Below are 20850 nucleotides of genomic sequence, written 5' to 3'. Positions count from 1 at the left end.
AAATTTAGGCCGGAACGCTGTGGGCAGGACGGCCCAAGCCAAAGTGCGGTCTTGGACCTCGCTTTGAACCGCCCAGTCCGCGTTTCAAAGTCGCCATTTTCCAAGAAAACCACATGGAAAATCCCACGGCTGAGCCTAAATTTGGCTCACTCACGCCTACATAGACTGGGTCCAATAATCTTGGACAAAAATTGACAGTCCAGCTATGGTTCACTTCAATGTCATGGTGAAAAACAATCATAACCGGAGGAGGCCAGAGATGGAGGTAGCTGTGTCGACGGTGTTAGCTGAGAATCAGCTTACAGCGTGGGACGCGTTTGGAGACTGTCGGTTTTGGACAGGCTTCAAACCGAGCCGGAGGACCGCCTCTCAGGCCGCAGGCGGTCCCCACAGACGCCGGAATCTCTGGCAGCCGCAGGTGGCAATCACCACTAATTTAACATCGAGCATCATGATTAAGGAACTGAACAGCGAAAGTTAAATGTTCTTCTCAATCTGTTGGAGGACGTAGTTGACGATTTTCAGGGAACTCAGCCCATCGTCAATCGCACAGAACCGCCGGTAGAAGTCCATAAACTTGGTGTCACCACTCATATCTGGCGTTTTTAGCTTGGCCTCAACCAAGTCCAACAGCTGGTGCTCGTCATGCGCAATTTCACCTGGCAAGTCCTTTTCGTAATCGAGGTAGAAGCCCCGCAGCTCGTCCTTGTACATGTGGTAATCGTACGGGTAAAACAAGATTGGCCGTTTCAAGTAGGCAAAGTCAAAGAAGACGGACGAGTAATCGGTAATTAACATGTCCGAGATCAAATACAGTTCAGAGATATCTGGATGGTTGGAGAGGTCGAAGACAACACCCTCGTAGCCACTGATATCTAGTGCATTTGAAATCAAATAATGCATCCGTAGAACCAAGACCGCATCCTGACCGAAGCGTTTACGGAAGTCGTCCAGGGAGAACGGCAATTCAAACGTGTACTTCCCCTTCTCGGCAAACTGATTGTCCCGGTAAGTTGGTGCGTAGAGCACCACTTTCTTATCCACGGGAATACCCAGCTGTTCCTTCAAGGCAACCACGTCATCCGGGGTGCTGTTGATCAGTTCATCATTACGCGGATAGCCGACCTTTAAAATCTGATTGTTAAATCCAAAGGCTGACCGGAAAATCCGCGTGGAATAATCATTGGGCGATACCAACGCATCCCAACGATTGGCCTCACGAACGAAATTGGCGTGATACTTCGCCGTCGTCGTTCCAGGCATCGACACATTTTCAATGTCGAGTCCCAGCTTCTTAAGCGGCGTGCCATGCCACGTCTGAATGTACGTCACGTAATTCGGCTTGCGGACCCAAGATGGAAACCGGGCATTGCTGATCCAAAAGCTGGATTTCTCTAACGTCCGTACCCACTTTGACGTTCGGCGAATGACAAAAGGAATACCATTTTCTTTACAGAACTTCTTTTGTGACCGGTCGATTGACCAAACAAAGTTGAAGCCAGGATACAGTTGCACGAACAACCGATAGATGGCATATGGTGAGTCACTGACCTGACGACCACCAAAGCTTTCGAAGATCAGGGTTGTTTGATCGAATGGTCGATGTCCTCGTTTGAATAGGCGACGCATGTAGACCAAGTTAACCTTGTCCATGAGTAGCGCTAATAACTTGGTTGCACCACCGACTTTACCGGGAACGTTGGCAAGTCGCTGAGGGAGCGTCGGAGCAGCCATTTCCTGAACCCGAATTCCGTTATCAAAGCGCTTCTCCACCAGGATTAAACGGTGCCCTGGCGTAATTGCTTGGGTCACCTGTCCGGCTAGAGACTTCGCCATCACAACCCGTTGCTCTAAGTCCTGGCCAGCAACCGTTGAGCGAATAAACAACTGCTGCTTGGTATCCTGTGCCAAATCAGAGAGTGGGATAGATGCCGTAAAGAGGCCATGCAGGCTCATGTGCGTGATTGGCCACTCAGCAGAGCTGTCTTGTTGTTCATTTTTTAAGACTAGTCGTTGATTTTCAATGGGTTGACTATTGATGCGACTGGGTCCGATTACTTGGAGCTGATTATCCGCCAAGTTAATCGCATTAATCGTAAATTCATTCTCGGCCTGCTGGGTATGCATGTTAAACAAGGCCATCCCCTCGGCATCACTGTTGACCTGGAAATAACTGGTCAACGTAAATTGCCGCCGGTCACTCAAGTATTCACTCTCCACTTGAATCAAGCCACGTGTGTTTTGTTGGCGGAGGTTCAAGTATAACTCCCAACTAAACTCACTTTGCCCGGCAGCCGCAAACTGCAGGTCATCGGCGTCAATCGTGACTTGCACCACGTCAGCACTGACAACTTTGCTGACTGGTGCGGTAATCGAGGCCTTCGTGTTCTTTTCCAGGAAGGTCACCGCTAAATCGTCAAAGGGTTCTGGCACGTCGATTAGTTCAAGTTCCAGTTTTTGCAAATTCTTTTTATGATGTAATCCAGATAAAATCGCACGCACGATGGAAAAACTCCTTAGTAATTAAAAATCAGCTGGTTCGGCATTTGTGGCGATAGCGCTGCATTGACCGCTAAGTCAACGTACAAGCGCGTGTCCGGTGTCAATAAATGGCTCAGGACCGCCTGATAGAAGGTGTACAGATTATCGAATCGCCGGTAGTTTGAGTAAGCCAGCACGCCATAATAGGTTTCGGTGGTGGACACAATCGACGTATGATCGATGGTCGCTTCTTCCGCCTTATTCCGTTGCCGTTGGGTCATGTTGGCCGCAGCGGCGTTCTGCTTGGCCGTAGCAAATTCAGTCGCAAGCATGGCCGACGAGTCACTCAAGTTAAAGACTTGTTCCACGGGCCGCTCATGACGCACGAACCGCAAGACCGCCTCACCCTTGGTGTTCAGCACGTAACTGGTCTGGGCAACCTCGTCAGACACTTTTTCAATGCCCACAACGTTGCCATCCAAGCCATAAGTATCAATTTGTTCCAACTGGTCTGCGTGATATTGGCGCAAAACCATTGGCGTCTCGTCATCCAATTGTCGCAGTTCGGCGACCAGGTGGCCAGCGTCTAAGTAGCGCTTAACCTGTTGTTGATTGTCGGCAAAGAGCCGTTCATCAAAGTCGGTCAGCACCGGCATATTCCGCTCTCCACTGGTAAGTTTCAGTCCAGTCTCATCCTGATACAGATCAGCCAACATCATCAGAGTGACCTGCTTCACATCCCGGTCCTTTTTAGCTAATCGGTTCAAATATTCCCGAACCTGCCAGGTCGCTTCGAAATCCACCAAGGCGACGAGCACACTAACCTGAACGCCTTGGTGCACTACCTGTAGTAATTGCTGGGAAAAGTTCGGTTTATGCATGCCGTTTAAGGACGTCACTAAAAAAATAATCCGTTGCATTCGTTTACCTCCGTCTACACTCTCTAAGAAAAAAGCCTGGGACAAAACCCCAGACTCGCATTGCATCTCCAAAACGCTATTGCTGAAACGTGCGACCAAAGGCAGCTGGCTCCGCTTAAAACTGATAGCCAAATAATCCAAACCCGGGATTATCCGGCTATCGGCCTTAATGCTCACCAGCTAACCGCCTTTTGTCCCACTCTTATCACCAACACTACTCTTTTTCTTGCCAGTCTTCTTCCTCTGACAAGCCCAAGTCGTGCTTAATTTTAGTCGTGGAGATGCCTTCCGTCCGTGGTAAGTAAATGACTTCACAGTAATCCTTCAAAAAGTCAAACTTGCCCTTCCAGTCGTCACCCATGACGAAGATATCAATGTCATTTTCCTGTACGTCACGAATCTTTTGGTCCCAAGTTGTTTCTGGGATCACGTGGTCCACGTACTTAATGGCTTCCAAAATGTACTTCCGGTCTTCATATGAGGTATAAGCCCGCTTACCCTTCTCGGCGTTAAATTCGTCGGAAGACACGCAAACCGTCAAATCATCACCTAAGGCTTTTGCCCGTTTCAATAACCGAATGTGACCTTTATGCAACAGATCAAACGTTCCGTACGTAATTACTTTTTTCATGTAGACTCTCCTACTTTATCTGGTTAATTTCCCTCGGCAATCCCAGAGGGCGTCGCTAAAAAATCCAATAACAATCTAAATAGTAGCATATTCAGCGGTCACGTCAACTTCAAACCACAAAGGTTACCCTTTTCTTGAGAAATTTTGCCGCTCAAAGCTGTGATTTTTCGGTGTGTTCGAGCTGCCAAATACTGTAAAGATACTGAACAATCGTTTTGACCACGGCATAGAAGGGAATCGCTAAAATCATCCCCAACAGCCCAGCAATGTTGCCAGCTGCCAATAAAATAATAATAATCGTCAGCGGGTGAATTTGTAAACTCTTCCCAATAATGTTTGGGTATACCAGGTTGCCATCAATCTGCTGGACGACCACCACCACGATGATCACGTAAATCACGAGACTGGTGCTGGTGGTGAACGCCACAATCAGGGCCGGTAAAATCCCAATGTAAGGACCCACGTAAGGAATCAGGTTGCAAATACCAGCAAAAAAGCCGAGCAGCAACGCATATTTTTCCCCAACGAAGAAGTACCCAATTGCCGTGAAGCTCCCGACGAACACGCACTCGACGATTTGCCCACCAACGTAGCGCGCAATCGTCTTGTTCATCCGTCCCAGGAGCTCCGCAATTTGTTCGCCGTGACGATCAGGTAACCAACTGCGGATGGCCGGCATGAATTTGTCACCGTCCTTCAACATGTAGAACAGCATCACGGGCACTGTAACGGCCGTGACGGTCACCGTGGTCACTGTCCCAATAATTGTGCCAATACCACTGGTTAAGCCGCTCATGAAGTTCTGAGCGTACTTAGCGAAGGCGGCTTGAATCTGACTCAGGTATTTGGAAAAGTCAATGGCCTTAAACGCCGGTTGGTTGATGAATTTACTCAAGACACTTTCAGTCGACTTGGCAAAGTCAGGGATGTTGCCAACTAACGTGGTAATCTGCGTCACCAGCCGGGGAATCAGCCACATGCCACCGGCAACCAAAACCAGCACCAACAGCAGGAAAACAATTGCTACCGCGCCAGTACGGTTAATGTGAAATTTCTTCCACCGAACCTTTTCCAAGAGTCTAACGACTGGATTCAGCAAATAAAACAGAATACCTGATAACAGGAGCGGCGCAAATATCGTGGATAAAAAAACGCCAATTGGTGAAAATAGAAAGCTGATTTGCGTGCACACCCAGATTAGGGCAGCCACAATCAGTAACTCTAGTGACCAAAACATGACGCGTGAATTTGCAACCCATTTCATCACCGTAGCCCCTTTCAACTTTGCCGATAGCTTAACTTTCGCTTCTTAGAAACCTCACAACGCTTGGGATGTCACCTTTAAGCAACTCACCTATTTTAGAAAAAAGGAGCGAGCCACGAATGGACTTGCTCCTGGTGGTACGGAAGACAACTCTTACTGATCATTCGAGCGCCGTAACAACTCTTGGTACCGTTGATACCAGAGATCGACGTAGGCTTGGGAAAAGGGGCCCTTATGATGATTAATCCAATCGACTAAGGTCAACACATTGGCCTTTAAAATCTGGTCAGTCTCTTCGCCGTAGTGCCACCGTTGGCTGAAATCTTCATACTCGTCAACGTCGAGCAGGCGTTTTTCACCATCCGGAAAGACCTTCACGTCGAGATCATAATCAATGTATTTGAGCGCTTCTTTATCCAAAACGTACGGGGAAGCCAAATTGCAATAATACGACACCCCGTTGTCCCGAATCATCGCAACAATGTTGAACCAATAATGCTTGTGAAAATAAACGATGGCAGGCTCTCGTGTCACCCACCGTCGCCCATCATCTTCAGTGACCAAGGTGTGATCATTGACGCCGATGAGCGCATTTTCGCTTGTTTTGAGTACCATGGTATCGCGCCAAGTTCGATGCAAACTTCCGTCGTGCTTGTAGCTTTTGATCGTAATGAAGTCGCCTTCCTTAGGTCCTCTAGCTTCGCGCGTCATGTCTAAACCCTACTTTCCAAAAGTAACGGGTAACTATAAAAATTCACTCAATATTATACCAGATTCGGCGTCCCTTGAATAGGTTCAGACCGATTCTCCCAAACAAAATACTTGGAAATCCCCTAAATTTCCCGTAAAATACAAACTAATTAACGAGGTGAATAACTATGGCACAAGCTCCTTTAAGTACTTTTGAACCCATGATTCCCCAGGTGGCTGCGTTGTTAGCAGATGACGCCCAACTCACCAACTTCTTCAATGACCTAACCGTTGGCTATCAACGGGAATGGGCCCGCTACATCTTCGGCGCCAAAGCTGAGGACACCAAGCAGCGGCACATTGCGGACATGCGGGTGATTTTGGCAGCAGGCTACAAGTCTAAACGTGCTTACGGCAGTCGCCCCAAAGCGTAAACCCTTAACCACCACGCTAGTCGGAACCAGCCACCTGCGGCTGCCAGAGATTCCGGCTGCTATGGGGACCGCCCGCGGGCTGAGAAGCGGTCCTCCGGCTCGGTTTGAAGCCTGACCAAGACCGTCAGTCTCCAAACGCGTCCCACTGTAAGCTGGTTCCCAGCTAACACCGTTGTCACAGCTGCCTCCATCTCTGGCCTCCTCCGGTCATGATTGTTTTCACCATGACAATGATGTGACCATCATCGGACTGGCAGCGTTTGCCCACCATGATTGATTCCAGTCTACGTAGGCATGAGTGAGCTAAATTCAGGCTCAACTGTGCGGGTGGTGTTCTCTGAATTCATATTGACAGAATATGTCGTAGGTTTAGACCAAGTCGCAGTAATTTCAAATCAATATTCGGAAAGATTTCAGCCTTGCAAAAAGACCTGGTTCACCAGAAAATTCGTGGTGAACCAGGTCTTTTTGCATGCATTTAGTGATTTAATTGGCCGCCCTCCAGCAGATTCCAAATCTGGATTGCTGGCGTTTGTGATAACTGATTAGCCCGGTAGTAGTTACTCAACAGGATCACGCCATCCTGCCCATCCTTGCTAACCAGTGCCGTGGCTTCGTACCCGTAGGCCAGTCCGTGGACCCGAATGTACCCCGGGTAGACGTAAGCACCGCCGCCGTACATGGAAGAGGATCCCGGTGCCAGCAACACATTAACGTCGCTCTGTGGATACAGCTTGCCCAATAACATATTCCGCTCCCCTACAAACAGGTCGTGAGCTGACATGTAGACTTGGCCGGTCCCAAATTGATACAGCATGGACGCCCGGGATTCAGGATACTTGGCATCGTAGCTCGTCCCGACATCGGCCTGGTTGTTGTTCTGATACCCCTGTGAAAACGCCTTTTTATGTGCCATGTTAAAGACGAATCCGGTGTGGTTCAGGTGCCACGGTTCGGTAATATTTTCGGTAAAATACTGACGATAACTCTCACCACTGACCTGTTGGATGATCCCCGCCAGTAGCATGAAGTTAACCGGCGCGTAGTTCCACTTGCCGATGTCCCGTGGCTGGCTAATGATGTGGTTCAGGATAAACTTGATCATGCCATCTTCAGAGTTCAGCGTATTGGGAAACGCCTCTAACGACAAACCACTCTTCATGTCCAGCATGTCGCGCAGCGTAATCTGCTTGGCACCGCGAATTTGTGGATAGTACTTGGACAACGGATCCGTCAACGACAGCTTTTGTTCAGCCGCCAGCTTCATAATCAATCCCGCTGTAAAGGATTTTTGCACGGAAGCCAACTGGTAAACGCTGTTGAGACCGTTCTTCTTTTGCTCGCTGACCCGGGCATAGCCAAATCCTTGCTCGTAAATTGCCTTGCCCGAGTGCATGACTAGTGCCGTTCCCACGAACCGGTTGGCCCGCAAAATATCATCAATTTCTCGGGTAGCCGCCGTTTGTTTTGGTGTCACTTTTTTCTTAATAACCTTCTTGGCCTTCGGTTTCGGCTTTGGTTTGACAATCGCACTGCTACTGCTTGAAGCCACCGTTTCCGGATGTGATTCAGCCTGGCCGTTGAACCACCAAGCCAAGCCACCACCGATACCCAACACCATCCCAAAGGCAATCAAGGCCCCCAGAGTCTTCTTCCGCATATCAATTCCCCCTTACTCCGTGAATCCAACCATGTTATTCGCCCGATTCCCCTAAATCGGCCAGCCACTGACTAATGTCATCCAGCTGAAAACCCTTGCGGTAAAGCATTTGTTTCGTTTTGTATTTCCGTTCAGATGGACTTAGCGCACGGTAACGATGCCAAATCTTTTCACCCTGTTTCACCAGTAACTCATGTTGTTCATCAACGTCCGGTGTAAGTGACAAGGTCTCAATCATTTGGCCAATCTCATCAGTGCCAAAGCCGCGTGACATTAATCCCTGACGAATCTTCTGCTGTTGATTGCCAAATGGTTGCCGCTGATACCGCTTAGCCAGTTTTTCCGCAGCCGCTGTCCCCACAGCTAGCCGCTCCTCTGGCGTGTATAAGACCAGCGCATCATCGATGACCTTTTCACCAACGCCTTTCTGCCGCAAGTGCTGGCGAATCACGCGGGGGCCCTTGTCGCCGGTGTGCATGACGGTACGCACATAGCTCGCGGCGTAATGGGCATCATCCACAAGGTTTAGCTCCCGTAACTTGTGAAACGTCAGGTCGATAGTTTCTTCTGGAATTTCCAATTCAACTAATTTATCGTGAATTTCTTTTTCTGTCCGTAATTGGTTCGACAGGTAGTCTAGGGCCCGATTATAAGCCTTGGAAACGTTGTCGGCGTCTACCAGCTGTGATTTCAACTCTTCATCAATTTCCATCCCCTTGAAGAGCCGGAAATCAATCAGGACACTCTCACTCACTGGAAAGGCGTACTCACCGTCAACGTAAACGTTATAACGACCGCTACGTTTCTGGGCTTCAATCGTGGTAATGACGGCCATTAAAGTCACATCCTTCTCCAATTTTTTTGGAACACAGCTTACCTGTTCTTGGCATTTATTTTACCAGTTTGTGGGGCAGCCTGGGAAGTAGAAAGATAGATTTGTTAGTCAATCATCTTTTCGGCGGGTCACGGTCAGGCGGCGCAACGATTTCTAGCCCCCACGCCCCCAACCTGCTATAATTAAGGCCAAACTTGTGCTTGGCAGCCGCCTTGCCGGACGGTCAACACAAATTTAACCTAGTCTATTGGTTTGAAAGCCTTCAGCGGTCACCTAGACTTGTCTCACCCTCCGCCTACATAGGACAGTGGCCAATTTTTTTGGACAAACGTTACCAGTCCAGCGATGATCACATCAATGTTATGGTGAAGAATAATCACGGCCAGAATCTCTGGTAGTTGCAGGTGATAATTTCCAACTAATGTTATGTACAGAATTTAGCTGAGCTGCTCCAGGTACTTTTGGACTTTCAACCTTTAGTATCCTATCTTTCAAAACAATAAATCTTATCAACTCAAGGAGTGAGGACTTTGGTAACTGCACAAGTTGTTTTCGCCACAATTACCGGTAACAACGAAGATGTCGCGGACATCGTCACGGAAAAATTAGAGGACCTGGGATGTCAGGTCACTGAAACTGAAATTTCTCAGACGGACGCCGCTGAATTTGAAAACGTGGATATCTGTGTTGTCTGTGCCTACACCTACGATGAAGGTTCTCTTCCCGACGAAGGCATGGACTTTTACGAAGACCTTCAAGACCTCGACCTTACCGGCAAGATTTACGGTGTCGCCGGCTCTGGAGATACCTTCTACGGTGAGTACTACAATACGACCGTCGATCACTTTGACCATACCTTTCAAGCGACCGGTGCCACCCGTGGTGCTGAACCAGTTAAGATTAATTTAGCGCCGGACCAAGCTGGCATCGAGCAGCTCGATGCCATGGCCCAGCAGTTGGTTGACAGCTACCATCAACAGCAATCCTAATCGAAACTAAGGATTTAAAGTCCAAAAGAACCTATAACGACCCAGCTAACAGGGATTCAATCCACAAAATTAGTGGTTAATTACCACCTGCGGCTGCCAGAGATTCCGGCTGCTGTGGGGACCGCCTGCGGCCTGAGGGGCGGTCCTCCGGCTCGGTTTGAAGCCTGTCCAAAACCGACAGTCTCCAAACTCGTCCCACGCTGTAAGCTGGTTCCCAGCTAACACCGTCGACACAGCTGCCTGCATCTCTGTCCTCCTCCGGTTATGACAGTTCTTCCACATGACATTGAGCTGGCTATCGCTGGATTGACAACGTTTGCCTACCATCATTGGGTAAAGCTTAAGTAGACGTGAACGAGTTCAATTTAAAATCACCCGTTGGATTTTGTCCGTCAACATGACATTGTCAAAATGTGTGTCCTACCGGCTTGCCATTCCGGCCTAAATTTGGCGAATGATAAGTCGGCAGTTTTAGATCATGTTACCAACACTCAACGTTGTATCCCTACTATCCCAGTGGGTTACGTCGCCAATTTAAGGTTTATCCGTTTAGTTAGAAAACGTGTGTCACCAGGCAACTCTCATCGCCTGGTGACACACGTTTTTATTTACCACTTTTATTTTTCAGATGATATTTGCGATACTTTAACAGATTCGGAATCGCCAGTGCCTTCTGTTCCTCAATGGCGCCGACAATCAGCTCTTGAATGGCCGCGTTTAAAACCGCTCCGAACATCAAAATCAGCCCCGTAAAGTCCAACCAGAACATCAAAAAAATGAACGTCCCAATGGTTTTATAGCTATCAATGTTGTGCACGAAATATTTAACGTAGATTGAAAAGGCTTGCGACAATAACAGCCAACCGACCGTCGCCACAATGGCCCCCGGCCAAACGAACCGCCATTTTAACTTGGCATTCGGCACGAAATAAAAGAGAATCATCAAGACAATGAAGACCACGAAGAAGGTTAACGGCCATTTCAACGCATTGACGTAGGCCAGAATGGCCCGTGGCAAATGCAGCAACGGCGTTAATTTCTCCAAGACAATCTGGCCGAAACTGAAGAAGATCATTAAGGCAAACAGAAAGGCAATCAAGACGACCATCCAAAAAAAGGACACAACCCGGTTCACGAAGGCATTTTGGTTTTTCGCCACACCATAGGCCCGATTCACGGTCCGCTGAAATGCCGCAACCGCGCGTGAGGATGACCAAATCGAGACGATCACCCCAATTGATAGCACACTGCCGCTTCGGTTATTCAGGAACGAGTGAATGATGGGTTCCAGCATATCAAAAATACTCTCCGGCACCATCGGCTCGATGCTATTCAAGACCGTAGACGTCTGAATATTCAGGTACGGCAGAATACTGGCCAGGACCAGCAAGGCCGGGAACATGGACAATAGGGTATAGTAGGCCAACACAACGGCCGAGTCGGACACGTTGGCCATGGCGTAGTGCTTCATGATGGTTTCGTAGACGTGTTTGATTTGCGCGCCCCGCTTGCGCCATTGAATGGTCACGGTGTTCGCCCCTCCTTTTTCTTTAGACTGTTCTCAGCATCCCCGTCAGACTAGTCTAAAACGACCCGTAGTCCTCGGCAAATTTGAGTGTGCCAATCATTCTTTCTAGGGTCTTCCGGCTAAAGCGGACCCGCTTAGCTTGACGGAAGGATTCGATGAAGGTAGCCAAATCATCATAATTCGCCACCGCCGTGCAATTGTAAGCATCCTGGGGATTCAGTTTTGTCTTATTCCCCACCACCAGCGAATTACTGTGGTCATACCGGTCGTAATAATTATAATAAACCAACGGCTTCACAAAGTCGATAATCCGATCGTTTTTATCCTTCAACTGCTTGTGCATCGTAATTTCACTATTAATGTAGCGCACCAGCAATTTGGATGACAGCTCGGACTGTGTCGCTGGGTTACTGATCCCCGTGTGCAACGTAATGGTCCGTTGGCCACGCCCCTCCTGTTCCAGGCTCATAGTGTATCCCTGGGTCAACGACTCATTTTCCTCCGACAAATTCGGCAAGAAAAAGCGGTCTAACCGGTTGGTCAACGCCTTAGAGGTATCCAGATTCTTTTCACGGTTAGTCAAGTTCACCGCCGAGAAATCATCCAGGCTAGACGAGAAAATTTCCTCCGAAAGGTCATGGAAAATCATCCCCCGCCAATACTTACTTTCAACGTTGATGATGCCAAATGACGTGACCAACAAATTATCGATCTGCATCACTCGCCACGAATCCCCGTCATTCATTTCTTGGGTCACGGGATTCTTGACCTTGTTGGCAAAATGGACGTTCCGTAAAATCTTGTAATCAAATCGTTCGTTATTTTTCTCTGCGGCTAAATGAATATCCCGCATAATTTCCGACAACTGTTCTGTGGTCTTAATTTCGGCCCGGTCATAAGCCGTCTCAGCCATTTGCATTTCCTCCATTGATGGTCGTTTCGATTGCGGCCAAAATTCTTTCTGACGCGTGGCCATCCCCATAAGGATTCTTGGCCTGCGCCATTTGATCGTACGCCGCCTGGTCAGTTAACAGTGTTTCCATAGCCGCCGTGACCTTGGCAGGATCGGTGCCGACCAATTTCAACGTCCCGTTCGTCACGCCTTCAGGCCGCTCTGTCGTTTCACGCAACACTAACACCGGCTTGTTCAGCGAGGGCGCTTCTTCTTGGACCCCACCGGAATCAGTCATGATAAAGTAGCTCCGCGCAGAGAGGTTGTGGAAATCGACCACATCTAAGGGCTCGATTAAATGAATGCGGTCCATGCCATCGAGTTCTTCGTGCGCCGCCGACTGAACTGCTGGGCTCAAATGGACGGGATAGATGAGTTCGACGTCCGGATGCGCCTCAACAACCTTGCGAACGGCCTTGAAAACGGCGTGCATGGGTGCCCCTTGGTTTTCACGACGGTGCATCGTCAGCAGGATCACCCGGTTGCCGGCCTTAACTTGGTCCAGCACGTCATGGTGATAGTCCGCATTAACCGTTTGCTTCAGGGCATCGATGGCCGTGTTACCGGTCACATAGATTTGATTATCTGGATGCGCTTGCTTCAGCAGGTTGGCACGGGACAATTCCGTCGGCGCAAAGTAAAGGTCGCTCAAAATATCCGTCAGTTGCCGATTCATTTCCTCTGGGAACGGCGAATACTTATCCCAAGTCCGTAACCCGGCCTCCACGTGGCCCAGCATCGTCTGGTGGTAAAAGGCACTGACGCTGGCAGCAAAGGTCGTCGTCGTGTCGCCGTGAACCAGCACGATATCCGGTTTGGCCGCCGTCATCACGTCGTCCATGTGGGTCAGCACGCGGGTCGTAATGCCACTCAACGTTTGTTGCGGCCGCATGATATTCAGATCATAATCAGGTTTAATTTTAAAAATTTCTAGGACTTGATCCAGCATCTCACGGTGTTGGGCCGTGACCACGGTAATCGGTGTAAACTCGCTCGGCCGTTGCTGCATCGCTAAAATAATTGGGGCCATCTTGATGGCTTCTGGACGGGTACCAAACACCGTCATGACTTTTATTGGTTTTGTCAAAGATTTATCCTCCAAGTGGTGTTGATTAGGTCAATTATAGCAGATGCGCTTGCGGCATGTTATTAATTCTGGTTTTTCCGGTCAACGACAGTTTCTGACAGCTGAAAACGCCCTTGCCATTTTTCACGCCACCCAATGGTTTGTTCTGGTCACGTATTTTTAAGCGAATTATCATGGTAAGCCCCCCATATTTGAGGTAAGATAGTAACGTTGTGTGAAAGGAATGTCTATGATGAAAAAGTTAAGTCTGGTCGTTCCTTGCTATAACGAGGAGGAGTCTATTCCATTATTTTACCGAACCGTTAGCAAGGTGATCGATTCAATGAACACCCCTACCCCGACGGTTGAGCCGGAGTACATTTTTGTGGATGATGGGTCAAGCGACCACACCCTTAAGGAAATGAAAGAGTTACACCAAAACCATCCCGAGACCGTCCACTTCCGGTCGTTCTCGCGAAACTTTGGGAAAGAGTCAGCCCTCGCAGCTGGGCTACAAGCCACGACCGGAGATATGGTTGCCGTGATGGACGTCGATCTCCAAGATCCGCCTGAACTGTTGCCCCAAATGGTCGACCTACTTGAAAATGATGACTACGATTGTGTCGGCACCATTCAAAAAGAACGCCGCGGTCAAAGCAAGTTGCGGGCATTTTTGTCTAGCAGCTTCTACCGTGTCATTAACAAGCTTTCGGACGTCCGGATCGAACCCAACGCCCGTGACTATCGCCTGATGACTCGACAGTTCGTAGATACCGTGATTTCGCTGCCCGAGTTCAATCGCTTTTCTAAGGGAATCTTTAGTTGGGTCGGGTTCAAAACCACCTACCTCACCTACGAGAGTCAGCCCCGGGCGGCTGGTACTACGCATTGGAGTCTGCGGCAACTGTTCGCCTACTCCATTGAGGGAATTATTGATTTTTCCAACGCGCCATTGCGCTTGGCAACCTGGGTCGGCAGTATTTCATTTTTCCTGTCAATTATTGGTTTGCTCTTCGTCATCATCCGGGCATTGACCGTGGGTGGTGCCGTTGCTGGTTGGCCATCCCTGGTCGCAATTCTGCTCTTCATTGGTGGGATTCAATTGTTCTGCTTGGGAATTTTAGGCCAATATATCAATAAAATTTATCTTGAAACCAAGCACCGGCCAAAGTACATTGTCCGGGAAGAGAAATAAACGGCTTGGTGACGTACGCCAAATGAAAAGGTGTGTGACGTTTTTCCGTCACACACCTTTTTAATATCTAGTGAATAATCGCGTTCATCAAGAGAACCATCAACAGCCCCACCACGGAAATGACCGTTTCCAATGTTGTCCAAACCTGGAACGTTTGCTTAACGCTCAGATCAAAGTACTCGGAAAACATCCAGAAACCAGCATCGTTCACGTGAGAAGCGGCCAATGAACCGGCCCCAATGGCTAAGGCAATCATGACCGGATCAGCACCCAATGTGTGCATCAATGGCGTGATTAAGCCAGAAGCCGTCATCCCGGATACCGTTGCGGAACCCAAGGAAATCCGGAGAATCACCGTAATCAACCAAGCCACCAGAATTGGTGAGAACGTAGAGTTCATCATTAACTGTTGCACGGCCTTACCGACCCCACCATCAATCAGGACTTGCTTGAAGGCAGAACCCCCGGCAATAACCATCAGTAACATGGCGATTGATTTGATAGCGTCCTCCAGCGTCCCACTGATTTCCTTCATGGAACGACCACGATGGAAACCCATGGACCAGATGGCAAAGAGTAACGCGACGACCATGGCGATGACGGGATTCCCCAACATCGTGATGACCGCGTCCAAGCCATGCGGATTCTTCGGTGCCGTTCCGCCGTTGGCCACCATTTGATAAATCGTTGCCAGAATCATGAAGACCACTGGGAACAGTGACGTGAAGACGGACAGACCGAAGCCAGGTGTTTCGTCCAAATCGAATTCCTTCACTTCACCAAAGGCGGGTAAGGATTTCTTGACGACGAACAGATCCGGATTGAACCGGCGAATCACGCGCGTCCAAACCGGCCCCGCAATGATCACACAGGGGATGGCCACAATGATACCGACCATTAACATCTCACCAACGTTAGCCCCTAACGCCGTCGCAACGGCGGTTGGTGATGGTTGGGGTGGTAAGAACCCTTGCGTGGCGGATAAGGCTGCCGCCATGGATATCCCCAAGTACAGGAATGGTACGTCGGCTTCCAACGCAACCGCGAAGACGATTGGTGTCACCAGGACCAGCCCAACTTCAAATAACAGGGAAATCCCAATCAGGAAGGACGCCACCACGATGGCAACTTGGAGCCGTTTCTTCCCGAAAATCTTAATCAACGTCCGGGCAATTCGGTAGGAACCCCCAGCGTCAGACACTAACCGGCCAATCATGGCCCCAAATCCAAAAACGATAATCAGTTCGCCCATGGAGCTCCCAATACCGTTTTTGATGGAATCCGCAATGTTTGCGGGGTTCATGCCTAATCCAAGCGCTACCAAAATAGACGTAGCGATTAATGAAACGAAGGTGTTTAACTTTACTCGAATAATTAAAAAGAGTAATAGTAAAATACCCAATAGCAAAATCACGAACTGCATATTTCTCTCTCTTTTCTTATGCTCAATTCTGATAAAAATCGCCTGCCGCAGCGAAATCTATCTTGTTGCATAAGAACTATTGTATGAAAAATATTTTCAACTTGCAAGGGGCCAACTGAATATTATTTACAGTTTGCTTGTGAAAACACGGATGAAAACGTTATCTGACAATCATCACGGAAACTGGAGAATATTTTGCCATGTATGCCGCCTGGCTACCAAAGTACTTCCGGACACCAGATTGAGACAGTGACCCCACGACTAGCAGGTCTGGCTCCACCTCTGGGATGATTTTTTTCACAATCGTTTCGCCGGGATCCCCTTCACCAATGATAATTTTCACCTTGGTAATGCCAAACCGTTGCGCTAATTTTTCATACTCTTGTAAATGGGCCTGTAAATCACTCCGTTGCCCGTGAACGTAATCCTTGCTGAGAGCTTGGTAGATATTCATGTTGTCAGATTCCAATACGGAACAAATGACTAACTCAGCGTCGTCAAACTTGGCCCGGTTCATCGCATACCGGAAAGCCAACTGGGCGTCTGGTGAGTCATCTACCCCAACCAAAATTCGGGTAAACTTCTTCGGGTTCATTGATCCTGTCGTATCCATTGAAAACTCCTCCTCACTTTTCTTAGCTACGTCCATTATAACGGAAAACGGTTCCATTGGGGAGGATGATGCTGGGAAACTTCCGTTGGCTGGTTGAAACCAAGCTGTGAGCTGATTACAACCACTTACTGTCACGGGTTTCAGCGATATACACGCGGAGCTATCAAAAGAGCCTGGGAACTTGTCCCAGACTCTTCGCTATTATCTAATTACTCCCCGATACACAGCCCAGTAGTAGCTATATGCGGTCCCGCTTTCCTAGCCACTTGTTCAGGCGTAGAAAAAGGTAAATTACTACCGTCAGTAACAGCCAGCAGCCCACACCAACACCCACCATGAAGAGTAGCGTTCCCGGTGAATGGCCCGTTTGCCACCAATACTGCACGAGCTCCCACAATTTGATACCGGACTGGTGCCGGACAACCCATTCGACTGGTGAAAAAATGAGATCAAGAACCACTCCTAACAGAATAAATCCCCAGGCTGCTTTCATTGCACCTCTAAACATGTCATCCCCTACTTCCACTTATAGAATAACATAGTGCGAATATGGAACACTAGGGTATTGGCGGCATCGCTTAAACCTGCCATCTTACCGTTCGCCAAAGAATCCATTCAACGCGTTTTCTAGCGATTCGGAAAAATCAAAAACCGCTCCAAATCAATGATTTAGAACGGTTTGCGCTGATACACGCTTGAAAATAATGGCCCCACCCGGACTCGAACCGGGATCATTCGCTTAGGAGGCGAGTGCCCTATCCAGTTGTGCTATAGGGCCATATTAAAAGATCCGTTATTAATTCTCACACGGATCTTCCTAATTGTAAAGCTTTAGTTCTGCTTATCCTGATCGCGCCACTTCTTGCGCATCCCTTTATTCTTCATGTGGCGATTCTTATGTTTCTTTTTCTTGCTAGGATTTGGCGTTTGCGCCTTGGCTGGTGCTTGCACGGTCTTGACTGCTGAATCTTTTTTGGCCCCAGCCAGCTTAACCTGGTCCGTAGCCGTCGTCTGGTTGGCTTTGGGTTGCGTTTCCGCTTGCCGTTCCGCCTTAGCTGTTTCGTTAGCTTGAACGGTCGCGGCAGTTGGCCGTTCCGTCGTTAGCTCACGTCCACTGAAATACAGTGGAATCAAGTCATAGTCCGTTTCCTTCAACAGCCGCTTCAGATCACGTAAATCATGGTCATCGCCCAAACTGATGACTTGTCCCGGTTCACCCATCCGACCAGTCCGCCCAACCCGGTGAACGTATTCGTTGACCTTGTCGGGTAAATCATAATTGATCACAGCCGGTAATTTGGGAATATCCAAGCCTCGGGCGGCGACATCAGTGGTTAACAGCAACCGAATTCGGCCTTGGCGAAAGTCCTGAAGCGCCTTTTCCCGTTGTACTTGCCGCAAATCACTGGTTAAGCTGGCGGCAGAGACGTGCTCGTGGTAAAAACGGGTCGCCGTCTTCCGCAGCGTATTCGACTGCTTAAAGAAGACCAGCGCCCGGAAGTTAGGCATTGCTAGCAGGCGTTTTAGCATCTGATCCCGCTTGTTCATCCCCACCTGCAATAAGCCATGGCGCACAGTTCCCTGCGTGTCGTCCTGTTCACGGACGTCGATTCGTTCCACCGTTTGACCAAACCACTTATCCAAATCATGTAGAATCGGCGTATCCGTGGCAGAAAAGAAACCTAACTGCACGTCGGCCGGCATGGCTTGTGCAATCTCGCGAACGGTATCCAACGTATCTCCCGTTAACAAGTCATCGGCTTCATCAACGATCATCATCGAAATCAAATGGAGTTTCAATTTACGATCAGTAACCAAGTTTAAAACCCGACCTGGTGTACCGACCACAATTTCTGGCCGCTTCTTTAACCGTTCCGTTTGACGTTTCACGTTGGCACCACCGGTTAGGGCAGCGACTTTTAAATCCAATAGTTTCGCCCAGTCCCGAATGACCCGGCTGGTTTGAATCGCCAACTCTTGGGAAGGCTCCAAGACAATGAGCTGAATGCCATCCCCTGGTAAGAGATTGGCCAAGGCTGGCAAGGTAAACGCCACCGTCTTGCCTGAACCCGTTGGTGCTAGCCCCAGAACATTCTTGTCCCCGACCATTTCATCGTAGACGGCCGTTTGAATGGCTGTTGGTGCCTCATATCCTAAATCTGTAAAATGTTTTTCAAATTGTTTTAACATGCTGTTTCCTTTCTAGTCGTTCTCATCAGCTGGGAAACGCAGGTTAGCGCTGACCCGTAAGCTGTAGAGCACTTGATTGACAATTGTGCTCCACTGCAGCCACCGGCGGTAATCAGCCAGGTTTTGGGGATCCGTTGGGGCATCCAAGACACGGGCAAAGTCGTTCGCCTCGGGTAACATGGGATTGGCCAGTTCTGGTTCACTCAAGTCAGTCACAGTCCCATCCGCAGCCCGCTCTTCGACGTGGGTCAGTTCCCCCGCGCTATCCAGCGAAACGGTTTCCCGCAAGCCATAGATTTCAGAAGGCGCGTCCGAATTACTGGTCTTACCAAACGATACGGTGATATCGAAGCCCGTGTACCGTAAAATTGCGACCCCTTTGCCATCGACGCCAGTGGCAATCCAAGTTGGAAAGTATTGCACGTGATCCGGCTGGCCAAAGAGTGCCACCGCCAGATAAATGGGGTACACGCCCAAGTCAGCCAGTGCGCCCGCTGAAAAATGGCGACTAAAGACGTTGGGTACTTCCCCGTCCAGGACCAAATCGTACCGGGATGAGTATTTCATGTAGGTCAGTGCGGCTCCTTGGATCGTTGGTAAGCCCAGCAAAGCCTTGGACAACACCTGAAAATTCGGTGTGTGCACGTGCCGCGCAGCCTCAAAGAATTTCACTTGGGGATGTTGGGCCAGTTCAGCTTGGATGGCCACCATTTCTCGGCGGTTACTGAAGGCTGGTTTTTCCACGATAATTGAAATATCCCGGGCAATGGCGGCCCTGGCCTGGTCAAAGTGGAGACTATTCGGTGACGCAATGTAGACGGCATCCAGATCAGCTTGGTCCAGCATTTCCTCGTAGTCCGTGTAGCTGGTTTGTGCGTGATTCTTGGCAGCAAACGCGTCGGCGGTGTCTTGGTGTCGCGAATAGACGCCAGCTAGCTCGTAGCGACCACTCAAGTCTAGGGCCTCCACAAATTGTTGTGTGATCCAATTAGTGCCTACCGTTCCCATGCGTATCATGCAAATCCCTCCAAAAGTTTAAATGTCTTTAAGTTCACTTGGTTATCTTCTATAGAACGAATCAGTTCTTCGGGTAAAAGCTAGCTCAGCCGGTTTCAGCCGCTGGGTCACCACCGTACTAGCTGCTAAGACTATTTTAACAGTCCCCGGTGTTTGGCGATAGCATTAGAATTAATTTTGCAAAATCTGAGGGAAATAGTACAGGTTCCCGGGGGAAAAATGTTATATTTAAGAAGAATACTTAATTCAAGGGAGGGATTACCGGTGAAAGGTCGAGACATTGCCTTATTTGGAATTTCACTGGTTGCCGGATTGACTGGCGGCTTTTCGTTGCGCAAGAAGAAAGACCCACAACCAAGCACATCGCCACTCTTCTACGTTGGCACGTGGCAGTTTGTTGACCCCCACAACCAGCGGCATCACCGGTTAGAAATTAGTCCTAATCTTGACGTGCAGATTGATGATCACCAGCTTCAAGTCCGGGTTCAGGACCTCAATGAGCAAGAATTGACGTTCCAGGATAAGTTTGGCTATCACCTGACGATCCACGCCAATGAACGTCAACCAATTTCATTTTTCGATGAAGCCGATGATTGTACGTATGCCATGCACCCACTGAAAGTGACGAAAGATGATGCGTAACTGAGAACAGTGAGCTTCAGTGCTCTAGTTTAAAAAGGAAGACCTGTGACGGGTGTTATCGTCGCAGGTCTTCTTTGGGGTCTCGGTTTACTCATGGTGGGAATTCTCTCAAGCTATATTGCTGAAACGTGCGACAGAAGACTGGCTCCGCTTAAAACTGATAGCCCAACAATCCAAGCCCAGGATTACTGGGCTATCAGCCTTAATGCTCACTAGTTAATCGCCTTCTGTCGCGCTCTTTTTGGTTCTATGTCAACTGTTGTTGGTAATTCCATTTATAAAATTGTCTAATCCTTTGAGATTAGGCAATTTTTTTTGAG

Annotated in this window: 18 protein-coding genes and 1 tRNA gene; 4 read left to right on the top strand and 15 right to left on the bottom strand. The window is 48.9% G+C overall.

Translation table 11 applies throughout. From position 1 onward, the window contains the following. Positions 1-477: 477 nt before the first annotated feature. The 5 genes from EKM99_RS12075 to ntdP all read right to left on the bottom strand — a co-directional run bounded on the left by EKM99_RS12075 (position 478) and on the right by ntdP (position 6007). Entirely contained in the window at positions 478-2502 is a 2025-nt protein-coding gene (locus EKM99_RS12075; RefSeq protein WP_125583677.1) for a CDP-glycerol glycerophosphotransferase family protein, read from the bottom strand. A 14-nt stretch (positions 2503-2516) separates the two neighbouring features. Then, a complete protein-coding gene (locus EKM99_RS12070; protein ID WP_125583676.1) occupies positions 2517-3401 on the bottom strand; it encodes a hypothetical protein in 885 nt (294 codons plus the stop codon). Between the two features lie 214 nt (positions 3402-3615). After that, entirely contained in the window at positions 3616-4032 is a 417-nt protein-coding gene (tagD, locus tag EKM99_RS12065) for a glycerol-3-phosphate cytidylyltransferase (protein WP_125583675.1), read from the bottom strand. Positions 4033-4183: 151 nt separating this feature from the next. Further along, positions 4184-5296 carry an AI-2E family transporter gene (locus EKM99_RS12060; protein ID WP_125583674.1) on the bottom strand — a complete coding sequence of 371 codons (1113 nt, stop codon included), beginning with the start codon at positions 5294-5296 and terminating at the stop codon, positions 4184-4186. A 153-nt stretch (positions 5297-5449) separates the two neighbouring features. Continuing rightward, positions 5450-6007: a nucleoside tri-diphosphate phosphatase gene (ntdP, locus tag EKM99_RS12055; RefSeq protein WP_125583673.1), complete on the bottom strand. Its 558-nt coding sequence runs from the start codon at positions 6005-6007 to the stop codon at positions 5450-5452. Between the two features lie 167 nt (positions 6008-6174). Here ntdP and EKM99_RS12050 point away from each other — a divergent pair, with 167 nt between their 5' ends. Continuing rightward, positions 6175-6420, top strand: a complete 246-nt coding sequence (locus EKM99_RS12050) for a YdeI/OmpD-associated family protein (RefSeq protein ID WP_125583672.1) — start codon at positions 6175-6177, stop codon at positions 6418-6420. A gap of 478 nt (positions 6421-6898) precedes the next feature. Here the strand turns inward: EKM99_RS12050 and EKM99_RS12045 are convergent, their stop codons facing one another. Together EKM99_RS12045 and recX are read right to left on the bottom strand one after the other, a co-directional pair. Then, the gene (locus EKM99_RS12045) at positions 6899-8080 is read right to left on the bottom strand and encodes a serine hydrolase domain-containing protein (RefSeq protein WP_125583671.1); all 1182 of its coding nucleotides are present in this window, start codon (positions 8078-8080) and stop codon (positions 6899-6901) included. A gap of 34 nt (positions 8081-8114) precedes the next feature. Beyond that, on the bottom strand, positions 8115-8915 hold the full coding sequence (gene recX / locus EKM99_RS12040) for a recombination regulator RecX (protein WP_125583694.1): 801 nt from the start codon (positions 8913-8915) through the stop codon (positions 8115-8117). Positions 8916-9445: 530 nt separating this feature from the next. Here recX and EKM99_RS12035 point away from each other — a divergent pair. Further along, positions 9446-9904, top strand: a complete 459-nt coding sequence (locus EKM99_RS12035) for a flavodoxin (protein ID WP_125583670.1) — start codon at positions 9446-9448, stop codon at positions 9902-9904. Between the two features lie 604 nt (positions 9905-10508). Here the strand turns inward: EKM99_RS12035 and EKM99_RS12030 are convergent. Genes EKM99_RS12030 through wecB form a run of 3 tightly spaced genes read right to left on the bottom strand, consistent with a single transcriptional unit; the run spans position 10509 to position 13471 of the window. Continuing rightward, positions 10509-11432 (bottom strand): YihY/virulence factor BrkB family protein, encoded by a 924-nt coding sequence (locus EKM99_RS12030; protein WP_125583669.1) that lies wholly within the window; start codon positions 11430-11432, stop codon positions 10509-10511. Positions 11433-11487: 55 nt separating this feature from the next. Continuing rightward, positions 11488-12345: a nuclease-related domain-containing protein gene (locus EKM99_RS12025; protein ID WP_125583668.1), complete on the bottom strand. Its 858-nt coding sequence runs from the start codon at positions 12343-12345 to the stop codon at positions 11488-11490. Continuing rightward, positions 12338-13471 (bottom strand): non-hydrolyzing UDP-N-acetylglucosamine 2-epimerase, encoded by a 1134-nt coding sequence (gene wecB, locus EKM99_RS12020; RefSeq protein WP_125583667.1) that lies wholly within the window; start codon positions 13469-13471, stop codon positions 12338-12340. Before wecB ends, EKM99_RS12025 begins: the two co-directional genes overlap by 8 nt. A 232-nt stretch (positions 13472-13703) precedes the next feature. Between wecB and EKM99_RS12015 the strand changes: the two genes are divergently transcribed. Next, complete coding sequence (locus EKM99_RS12015) at positions 13704-14645, top strand: glycosyltransferase family 2 protein (RefSeq protein WP_125583693.1); 942 nt, start codon at positions 13704-13706, stop codon at positions 14643-14645. Positions 14646-14712: 67 nt separating this feature from the next. Here EKM99_RS12015 and EKM99_RS12010 read toward each other — a convergent pair whose 3' ends face one another. From EKM99_RS12010 to EKM99_RS11990, 5 genes are all read right to left on the bottom strand, one after another. Then, a complete protein-coding gene (locus EKM99_RS12010; RefSeq protein ID WP_125583666.1) occupies positions 14713-16068 on the bottom strand; it encodes a gluconate:H+ symporter in 1356 nt (451 codons plus the stop codon). 160 nt (positions 16069-16228) lie between these two features. After that, positions 16229-16681 carry a universal stress protein gene (locus tag EKM99_RS12005; RefSeq protein ID WP_125583665.1) on the bottom strand — a complete coding sequence of 151 codons (453 nt, stop codon included), beginning with the start codon at positions 16679-16681 and terminating at the stop codon, positions 16229-16231. A 705-nt stretch (positions 16682-17386) separates the two neighbouring features. Further along, positions 17387-17459 (bottom strand) — tRNA-Arg (locus EKM99_RS12000). A 53-nt stretch (positions 17460-17512) separates the two neighbouring features. Continuing rightward, a complete protein-coding gene (locus EKM99_RS11995; RefSeq protein ID WP_125583664.1) occupies positions 17513-18871 on the bottom strand; it encodes a DEAD/DEAH box helicase in 1359 nt (452 codons plus the stop codon). Positions 18872-18883: 12 nt separating this feature from the next. Then, positions 18884-19888: a Gfo/Idh/MocA family protein gene (locus tag EKM99_RS11990; protein ID WP_125583663.1), complete on the bottom strand. Its 1005-nt coding sequence runs from the start codon at positions 19886-19888 to the stop codon at positions 18884-18886. Positions 19889-20152: 264 nt separating this feature from the next. Here EKM99_RS11990 and EKM99_RS11985 point away from each other — a divergent pair, with 264 nt between their 5' ends. Next, complete coding sequence (locus EKM99_RS11985) at positions 20153-20530, top strand: DUF4828 domain-containing protein (protein WP_125583662.1); 378 nt, start codon at positions 20153-20155, stop codon at positions 20528-20530. Positions 20531-20850: the final 320 nt, after the last annotated feature.

The organism is Levilactobacillus cerevisiae (assembly GCF_003946245.1).
Lineage (GTDB): Bacteria > Bacillota > Bacilli > Lactobacillales > Lactobacillaceae > Levilactobacillus > Levilactobacillus cerevisiae.
The sequence above is the reverse complement of the archived record's forward strand: the minus strand, read 5'-3'. Positions and strand labels throughout refer to the sequence as shown.